Source organism: Pseudomonas sp. JE3303, assembly GCF_056312565.1.
This window is the reverse complement of record NZ_JBWGIF010000030.1, coordinates 1-3601: the sequence shown is the minus strand read 5'-3', so window position 1 is coordinate 3601 and position 3601 is coordinate 1. Positions and strand designations below refer to the sequence as shown.

Annotated in this window: 1 protein-coding gene; it reads right to left on the bottom strand. The window is 67.1% G+C overall.

From position 1 onward, the window contains the following. Positions 1–3601 (bottom strand): condensation domain-containing protein (locus AC0ZZU_RS23870; RefSeq protein WP_476343897.1); only part of this gene is annotated, 3601 nt, incomplete at both ends.

Sequence of the window (3601 nt, the reverse complement as noted above, 5' to 3'; positions counted from 1 at the left end):
GCAGGCCGGGACGGCTGGCACGGTTGCTCAGCAGCAGCTCGATGCCGCTGTCGTCGATCATGTGGGCCAGGCGTTCGGCAGGGTATTCCGGGTCCAGGGGCACGTAGGCGCCACCGGCCTTGAGCACCGCCAGCAGACTGATCACCATCTCCAGGCTGCGCTCCAGGGCGATCCCCACGCGCACGTCAGGCCCGACGCCCTCGGCGACCAGCAGGTGCGCCAGGCGGTTGGCCTGTCGGTTGAGCTCACGGTAGCTCAGCCGCTCGCCGGCAAAGACCACCGCGCAGGCGTCAGGGGTCTGCAGCGCCTGACGCTCGATCAAAGCGTGGACGTGGACATCGGCGGAGCAGTCGATCTGCTCACCTTGCCCATCCTGAAGCAGGACCTCGCGGTCGACGATGAACTCGAACTGGCCAAGGCAGGCCTGCGCCGAGGTATCGGCCAGCCAGCCCAGCAACTGCAGCAGGTGTTCGTTCAAGCGCTCGATGGCGGCACTGCTGAAATGCGCCAGGTCGTGGCTGTAGTGGAGGTCCAGGCTGCTGCCCATCCCCACCGCCAGGCTCAACGGATAGTTGGTGCGCACGTTGTTGGCCACGCTGCCGAACTGCAGGTTGGCCGGCGCTTCCTGTTGCAGCACCTCGGCGATCGGATAGTTCTCGAACACCAGGATGTTGTCGAACAGCGCCTCGCCACCCTGCCCGGCCCAACGCTGGACATCGAACAGCGGGGTGTGTTCGTAGTCGCGCAGGGCCAGGTTCTTCGCCTGCACCTCCTGCAGCCAGCCGGCCACCGTCTGCTCGGGCCGTGGACGGGCCACCACTGGCAGGGTGTTGATGAACAGGCCGATCTGCTTCTCGATCCCGGCGAGCTCGATCGGACGCCCCGACACCGTGGCCCCGAAGACCACGGTGTCCTGGCGTGTGTAGCGCTGCAACAAGAGCAGCCACGCCGCCTGCATCAGCGTGTTGAGCGTCACCTTGTGCTGGCGCGCCGCAGCGTTGAGGCGTTCTGCCCGTTCGCCCGGCACGCGCACGGAGTGAATGCCCTGGCCTGTGTGATTCGAGGAGGCAAGGCTGTCCAGGCCGCCGGTACCCGCCAGACGGGTCGGCGCATCGAGCCCGGTCAGTTGTTCGCGCCAGAACGCCTGGGCGAGGCCACTCTCCTGGCGTTGCAGCCAGGCGATGTAATCGCGATAGCGCCCGACCGGCTGAGGCACAGTGCCAGTCGTGTAGTGCTGCATCACCTCGCCCATCAGCTGGGAGCTGGCCCAGCCATCCATGAGCATGTGATGGCTGGTGTAGATCAGGTGATGGCGTCCCTCACCGGTGCGCACCACCAGCAGGCGCAGCAGCGGGGCCTGGGACAGCTCGAAGCCTTGGTCGCGTTCGGCGACGGCCAAGCGTTCGAGCGCCAGTTCGACGTCTTCGCTGGCGGGTAGCTCGACTACCTGCAAGGGCATTGCGACCTGACGGTGCACGCATTGCAGTGGTTGTTCGAGGCCTTCCCACAGGAAGCTCGTGCGCAGGATATCGTGCGTGTCCATGACCGCCTGCCACGCCAGGCGGAAGCGCTCGGGATCGAGCCCGCGAACCTCCAGACGCATCTGCCCCAGGTAGTGGCCGGTGCCCTGCTCGTAGAGGCTATGGAACAGCATGCCCTGCTGCATCGGTGACAGCGGATAGAGGTCTGCGGTCTGCCGCGGATCCAGGTCCAGGACATCCAGGCGCGTCTGGTCGAGCCCGGCCAGCGGGAAGTCCGAAGGGGTGAACCCGGCGTGGCCGTCCTCGGTGCAATGAGCAATGAGCGCCTGCAACTGCGCCAGGTAGGCGGTGGCCAACGCTTGAATGGACTCGCCTTCGAACACCTTGTCGCTGAAGGTCCAGCCCAGGCTCAGGCAACCGTCGTAGACCTGGCCATTGACCGTCAGCCAGTTGCCCAGCGGCGCATCCACAGCCTGGTCCGCACCTGCGCTCTCGCCGGAAGGCGCGAACAGCGCTGCCTTGTCGCTGGCGAAGCTGCCGTCGAACTGGCCCAGGTAGTTGAAGGTGACCTTTGGCTCAGGCAAGGCCGCCAGCGCCTCGCGCTGCACGTCAGTGCCCAGGTGACGCAGCACGCCGTAGCCCAGGCCCTTGTCCGGGATGGCGCGCAGTTGTTCCTTGATCGCCTTGATCGAGGCAGATAATCCCTGGGCAGGTGTCAGCCGCACCGGGAATACCGTGGTGAACCAGCCCACCGTGCGGCTCAGGTCGACGTCCTCGAACAGCTCCTCGCGGCCATGGCCTTCGAGGCGGATCAGTGCGCTGTCGGTGCCGGTCCAGTCTGCCAAGGTACGCGCCAGGGCGGTGAGCAGCAGGTCGTTGACCTGGGTGCGGTAGGCCGCCGGGGCCTGTTGGAGCAGGCACTGGGTGGCCTCACGCTCAAGGCGCACCTGGACCGTGCGGGCATCGCGGTTGTATTGAAGGGCCTGTGGGTCGGCGCACGGCAGGTCGGTCGGCGCACCCTGCAACTGGCCTTGCCAGTAGTCGAACTGCGCGGACAGTTCCGCACTGTTGGCATGACCTTGCAGGCGCTGTCCCCACTGCTGGTAGCTGCTGGTCTTGGCCGGCAACTGCAGCGCCTGGCCCGCGGCCAGTTGCGCGTAGGCGCTCTGCAGGTCCTCGAAGAGGATCCGCCACGACACGCCGTCGACCACCAGGTGGTGGATCACCAGCAACAGGCGCTGCTCGCCCCCGGGCAGGCTGGCCAGCACTGCCCGCAGCAGCGGGCCGTGTTCCACGTCGAGACTGGCCTGGGCTTGCGCGGCAAGGGCCTGAAGTGCCGGTGCATCCGCGACCTCTACGTTCCACAGCAGCGATGCGCCGGGGTGTTCGGCCACAGGCGAGTGGACCGCACCCTGATCGGTAAACCGCAGGCGCAGGGCGTCGTGCTGGGTTACCAACGCCTCCAGCACCTGTTCCAGCAGGGCTGCCTGCAATCGCTGGCCCGGCTTGAGGGACACCGACTGGTTCCAGTGATTGGGCTGGGCCAGCGCCTTGTCGAAGAACCCGCGCTGGATCGGCAACAGCGCCAGGGCGCCAGTCACCGGTCCCTGGTCCTGCTGCGCGCTTTCCTCACGCCGCGCCACCCGCGCCAGGCCCTGGATGGTCTGCTGCTCGAACAGGTCCTTGGGACTGAAGCGGATACCCGCCTGGCGGGCACGGCTGACCACCTGGATGGAGATGATCGAGTCGCCCCCCAGCTCGAAGAAGTTGTCGTTCACCCCGACCTGCGCCAGGCGCAGCACGTCTTGCCAGATGGCTACCAGTGCCTGCTCCATCGCCCCCTGCGGCGCCACATAGGCGTCCAGCGACTGGCGCGCCTCCGGCTGCGGCAGGGCCTTGCGGTCGAGCTTGCCGTTCGGGTTCAGCGGCAGCTTCGGCAACAGCATCAGGTGCGCGGGCACCATGTAGTCCGGCAGCTGTGCCTTGAGGCGCTCGCGCAGTGCCGTTTCATCGACACCGTCGGCAACCAGATACGCCACCAGCTGCGCCCCCGCTGGCCCCGGCTGGGCCAGCACCACCGCCTCGCGCACTTGCCCGTCGGCCAGCAGGCAGGTTTCGAT